Annotated in this window: 5 protein-coding genes and 1 pseudogene; 2 read left to right on the top strand and 4 right to left on the bottom strand. The window is 68.9% G+C overall.

Going from position 1 to position 5,702, the window contains the following annotated elements; translation table 11 throughout:
• On the top strand, positions 1–697 hold a 697-nt coding region (locus G3N93_RS32445; RefSeq protein ID WP_374196527.1), incomplete at its 5' end, for a glycosyltransferase family 9 protein.
• Between the two features lie 188 nt (positions 698–885).
• On the opposite strand, the gene G3N93_RS32440 is transcribed toward G3N93_RS32445, so the two are convergent.
• The 3 genes from G3N93_RS32440 to G3N93_RS32430 form a co-directional block, all read right to left on the bottom strand.
• Positions 886–1,920, bottom strand: a complete 1,035-nt coding sequence (locus G3N93_RS32440; RefSeq protein ID WP_206134794.1) for a helix-turn-helix domain-containing protein — start codon at positions 1,918–1,920, stop codon at positions 886–888.
• Positions 1,921–2,136: 216 nt separating this feature from the next.
• A complete protein-coding gene (locus G3N93_RS32435) occupies positions 2,137–2,691 on the bottom strand; it encodes a hypothetical protein (RefSeq protein WP_206134793.1) in 555 nt (184 codons plus the stop codon).
• Between the two features lie 320 nt (positions 2,692–3,011).
• Entirely contained in the window at positions 3,012–4,538 is a 1,527-nt protein-coding gene (locus tag G3N93_RS32430) for an aldehyde dehydrogenase family protein (RefSeq protein ID WP_174940180.1), read from the bottom strand.
• Between the two features lie 333 nt (positions 4,539–4,871).
• On the opposite strand from G3N93_RS32430, the gene G3N93_RS32425 reads away from it, so the two are divergent.
• Complete coding sequence (locus tag G3N93_RS32425) at positions 4,872–5,300, top strand: pyridoxamine 5'-phosphate oxidase family protein (RefSeq protein WP_241026782.1); 429 nt, start codon at positions 4,872–4,874, stop codon at positions 5,298–5,300.
• Between the two features lie 99 nt (positions 5,301–5,399).
• On the opposite strand, the pseudogene G3N93_RS32420 reads toward G3N93_RS32425, so the two are convergent.
• Positions 5,400–5,702, bottom strand: a pseudogene (locus G3N93_RS32420) (MFS transporter); the annotation flags it as partial.

Here is a 5,702-nt window from a genome sequence, read left to right as displayed (position 1 = left end):
GCGCGCGCTGCCGTACCCCGCCGATGCGCTGCCGGCGGATGCGCCGTGCATCGACGTCGGCAATCACCTGTACTGGCCCGCGTTCGCGCGACTGCCGATGATCGATTTCTTCCTCGACGCGCTTGGTGTGGAACCCGCGTCGGTGCCGGCGTCGGCCAAGCGCAACCGCTGGCTCGCGCGGCTGCCGCTGCCTGCGTTGCCTGAGGACTGGCGACGCCCGTACGTCCTGTTCTGCCCGACCGCGAGCACCGCGTTGCGTAGCGTGCCGCCGCCGCTGCGGGCAACGTTCGTCGAGCAACTCGCGCAGCGCTATGGATTGCCAGTGGCGGGGTTCGGGCCCGTTTCGCATCCCGCCTATGTCGACGTAAGCGCCGATGCGGCCGACGATACGGCCCGGTTCATCGCATGGGTCAAGGGTGCCAGCCTGCTGTTCGCGCCCGACACGGCCGCGCTGCATCTCGCCGACGGTTTCGACGTGCCGACGCTCGCGTGTTTTACGACGATCGGGCCGGCGCTGCGCGTGCGTGACTATCCGCATTGCGTGCCTGTCGCGCTCGACGTGCCCACCGAATTGTGCGGGCTGCATCGCAGCGAGCGACCGGCCGATCTCGCGGCGGTCGAGGCTGCCTATCGCGCGATCGACTGGGATGCGCTGGCGTGGCCCGCGCCGCGCGAGGCGGCGGCTGCGGCCGATTAGGGAAACAGGGTGCGGCGGCCAGTTGCGAGGCCGAAAGCGTAGCTGCGGGTACGCGCCGTGTGAGCCTGGGCCTGGGCCTGAGCCTGAGCCGAGCTGGAGCTGGAGCTGGAGCTGGAGCTGGTGCCGGTGCCGGTGCCGAAACCAGCATCGAAGCCAAAGCCAGAACCGCTCCGACTACCGCCCCGCGCTCACCCCACCGCCACCACCACCGCGCGATCGCGCAGCGTCTCCGACGGCCGCTTGCCGAACAGCCGCCGGTAATCGGTCGCGAACTGGCTGAGATGCCAGAAGCCCCACGCCTCCGCCACATCCTGCACCGAACCGGCCGCGCGGCCGCACAGGTCACGCCGCGCACCGTTCAGCCGCAGCGTGCGCAGATAGGTGGCGGGCGCCATCCCGAGCACGTCCTGGAAGCAGTACTGCAGCGTGCGCCGGCTCACGTGCAACTGCTCGCACAGCTCGGGCACGCCGACCGGGCGCGTGCGGTGCGCGAGCACGTAGTCGCGTGCCTGTTCGACGATCCAGCGGCGCATCGACGGCGCGCGGCCGGTTTCGTCGTCGGCCGGTTGCGCGCACGCGTCGAACAGCGCGGCCAGCACCTCGGCCTGCAGGTCGTCGCGCTGCGCGTCGGCCAGCGGGCCGGCCATCGCCACCGCACCATCGAGCCGGCGGCCGAGCAACGCACACAGGCGCGCGAGCCGCGCATCGCCAACCTGCATCACGCGCTGCGTGAACAACCGCTCGTCGAGCGCCCGTCGCTCGACCTCCTCCGCATAGCGGCGCAGCACGTCGCCGCGCACGACGACGCCGTAGATCGAAAACTGCGCGGGCGTCACCAGTTCGAATTCGACGTTGCCGGGCCGGAACGCGAGCGCGCCAGGGCCGATGCGGCACGCATCGACGCGCGCGGTGCCGTCGCACACGAGCGGGATGCCGAACCAGTACGCATCGCCGCGCACCTCGCACGCCTGGCGCAGCAGGTGGCTCGTCGATTCGCGAAACAGCTTCATCGTGTCGAGCGGCAGCTCGGTCAGCGTGCCGACGAAGCGGCCAGCCGCGAGCTGGTCATAGGTCTGCCGCCAGCCGATCAGGTTGCGCGCCTGCTCGTCCGCGTCATGTGCGACGCTGACAACTGCCTGCCCGGCCAGCGCATCGTCGCCCTGCGCGTTGCGCCGCGTGTCTTCGGCCGTCGGTTCTTCGCTGCACGCCACGTGTTGGTCCATCGTGTCCTCCCTCTCCTGCCCGGAACCGCGCCTGTCACGCAAGTCCCGTGCCGAACCGTGCGCGACCCGCGCAAAGCCCTTCATTCGACGCTTCACGGCCTGTGCGCGACATGCACGCGTGTCCAAACGCGCTGCCGTACGCACCCCGCCAGTGCGGCACGCGCCACGCCGGCGCACCCGGTACGCTCCGCTCCGTCGGCGATACGCGACGGCCGGCTAGCCGCCGTTCGCGGGCCGCAGCCGCACGACCCGCGTGCCGCAATTGCCGTACGCCTGCGCGACCGCCAGCTCGACGATCGCGCTGCCGGCCGGCCAGGGCGCCGCATCCGCCTCGGACAGATCCGTACGCATCGTCGCGCGCCCGTTGATCCGGTAACGGATACCGCGCATGAAGTCGACGAACAGCAACCCGACGCCGCTGCCATTGCACCGCGCCGCGTCGACCCGGCCGCCGTCGTTCTCGCCGTACACCGGCAGCACGAAGCGCAGCGTCTTCGTATCGATCACGCGCACGACCGGCAGCAGGTCGCCGTTCGCATCGCGCCGGCTCTGCACGATGTCGCAGGTCATGCCCGCCTGCCCGCCACACGCCGTGCCGACGAACATGAATGGCTGCGTCTCGATGAACTGCCGCACGCCGATGCTCAGCCGCGTCGTCACGACGTCGCTCATCCGCTCGGCTTCGTCGGCGACGCCAAAGCGGTGATGCGCGTCGAGCTCGCCCGCGTGGAACACGGGATGGCGCGGATAGGATCGGGGCGGTTCTGACATGGGGTTTTACGTCCGGCGCGCCGGCTCAACTTGCCGCCGCGAGCAAACGACCATCGGTATCGTTTCCGGCGAAGGCCGCGGCAATGCGCGGCCGGCGCCGGGTGACGAATGCGAATGGGCGGAAACGGCCAATCTCCGGATCACCGGTCGGCCGCACGGCACGCATCCGCGCACCGGCCGTCGGCCAGGCAGCCACGTCGCCCGGCGCGACACGCGATCGACGACCATCCGGCATCCGACACTTCGCCGCTGACGCTGAAACTCGGCACCCTGACCAGCCGGCATACCACTGCCGGCCGGCCAGGACGCCCACGCGCGGATCAGAAGAACCCGAGCGCTTCGGCCTGGTAGCTCACCAGCAGGCACTTCGTCTGCTGATAGTTCGACAGCGCCATCTTGTGCGTCTCACGGCCGATCCCCGACTGCTTGTAGCCGCCGAACGCCGCGTGCGCGGGATACAGGTGGTAGCAGTTGGTCCACACGCGGCCGGCCTCGACCTCGCGGCCCATCCGGTACGCACGCGTGCCGTTGCGCGTCCATACGCCTGCGCCGAGCCCGTAGAACGTGTCGTTCGCGAGTTCGATCGCGTCCTGCTCGTCCTTGAACGTCATCACCGACGCGACCGGCCCGAAGATCTCTTCCTGGAACACACGCATCTTGTTGTTGCCGAGCAGCATCGTCGGCTTCACGTAGTAGCCCGTGCCGAGTTCCGCCGCCGGCGCCGTGCGCTCGCCGCCCGTCAGGCATTGCGCGCCTTCGCCGCGACCGATGTCGATGTACGACAGGATCTTGTCGAGCTGCTGCTGCGACGCCTGCGCGCCGATCATCGTCTGCAGGTCGAGCGGGTGGCCGGCCTTGATGCGCTCGACGCGCGCGACCGCCTTCTCGATGAACTTCTCGTAGATCGATTCCTGGATCAGGATCCGCGACGGGCACGTGCACACTTCGCCCTGGTTCAGCGCGAACATCGCGAGCCCTTCGAGCGCCTTGTCGAGGAACGCGTCGTCCTGGTCGAGCACGTCGGCGAAGAAGATGTTCGGGCTCTTGCCGCCCAGTTCGACCGTCGACGGGATCAGGCTGTCGGCCGCCGCGCGCAGGATGTGCTTGCCGACCGGCGTCGAGCCGGTGAATGCGATCTTCGCGATGCGCTTGCTGGTCGCGAGCGCTTCGCCCGCTTCCTTGCCGAAGCCGTTCACGATGTTGATCGTGCCGGCCGGGAACAGGTCGCCGATCAGTTCCATCAGCACCAGCACCGACGCGGGCGTCTGCTCGGCCGGCTTCATCACCACGCAGCAGCCAGCCGCGAGCGCCGGCGCGAGCTTCCACGCGGCCATCAGCAGCGGGAAGTTCCACGGGATGATCTGGCCGACGACGCCGAGCGGCTCGTGGAAGTGATACGCGACGGTGTTGTCGTCGATTTCGGAAATGCCGCCTTCCTGCGCGCGGATGCAGCCCGCAAAGTAGCGGAAGTGGTCGATCGCGAGCGGCAGGTCGGCCGCCATCGTCTCGCGCAGCGGCTTGCCGTTGTCGATCGTCTCGGCCACGGCCAGCAGCTTCAGGTTCTTTTCCATCCGGTCCGCGGCGGCGAGCAGCAGGTTCGCGCGTTCCGCGACGGACGTCTTGCCCCACTTGCGGCGCGCGGCATGGGCGGCGTCGAGCGCGACCTCGATGTCGTCGGCACCCGAGCGCGGGATACGGCAAAACGGCTGGCCGTTGATCGGCGACACGTTCTCGAAGTACTCACCTTTCACCGGCGGAACCCACTTGCCGCCGATGTAGTTGTCGTATTGCTGACGGTACGGGTATTCGACGTCGAGGCCCAGTTGCTTCAGGTCAAACGGGTTCATACATGTCTCCTGTTCATCGTGCTTGTGTGAGTACAGCGCCGGTTGGAATTGCGCTGCACCCGTTTACGCAACATGCGTGCCAAACGGGACGGAAGCAGGACGGAAGCGCGGCGACCACGGCCGGCCCGCGTGCGCACCGTGCCGTGTTCACCGACGCAGCATGGCGGGTGTGCCGATTCTGAACAGTGCGACTGCACAGCGCGCCGGCACGGTGTTCGAAATTTCCACAGTGCGCCGACACACCTGCGCACGGCTGCCGGCCACGCCGCGTGGCATGTCGCTTGCGTACGCCATACGCATTCCCACGCAACGGCATGTGCGCCGACCGACACCATGAACGACCGCGGCCCCCTGACCGACGACGCCATCGCGTTCATCCGCGAGCAGGCGTTCCTGATCGTCGCGACCGCCGACGCGGACGGCAACAGCGACTGCTCGTACCGCGGCCGCCAGCCGCGCGCGGACGGCTCGTTCGAGCCGCTCGTCGACATGCCCGACTGCCGCACGCTCGTGCTGCCCGACTTCGCGGGCAACAACCTGTTCAACACGATCGGCAACCTGCTCGTGAATCCGGCCGTCGCGCTGCTGTTCGTCGACTTCGTGCGCCAGACAGCCTGGCTCGTGCAGGGCCGCGCGACGATCGACGAGGAGGTGGCAAGCCGCGCGCATCTGTGGCCCGATGCGCGGCGCTATGTGGTGATTGAAGTGGAACAGGCGCAGGCACGGGCGGATGCGGCGCTGCCGCCGCTGGTGCTGGCGTGATGGACACGGCTGATCGTCAGCGGGCGAATGCAGCGATGACGAAACAAGACGGCGCTCCGGCCGCCGTGGCCGGAGCGCCCCTGCGCGACGACGCGACGCTCAACGCCCGTGCGTCTCCACACAAGCCGCTTCGAGCCGGCTGCGCACCGGCATGTCGGTATGCGCGTGCTCGTCGGTGTCGCCGCCCGTTTCATTAGCTGCCTGTCGCCCGCCGAGAAACGCAAACACCACCCCCGCACACAGCACCGTCACGACCGCCAGCCCGATCAACAACCAATCGAACGCATGCGTGTAACTCGCGAGCAGTGCTGCATGCCCGACACCCGGCAACGCAGCCGCCGCACCCGCGAGATCGCCGGTCGCGAGCCGCGCCGCCGCACGCAGCGTCGCGTCGGGCGTGCA

Origin of the sequence: Burkholderia sp. Se-20378 (assembly GCF_017104665.1) — a bacterium.
GTDB lineage: Bacteria > Pseudomonadota > Gammaproteobacteria > Burkholderiales > Burkholderiaceae > Burkholderia > Burkholderia lata.
This window is presented reverse-complemented; position numbering and strand designations above follow the sequence as displayed.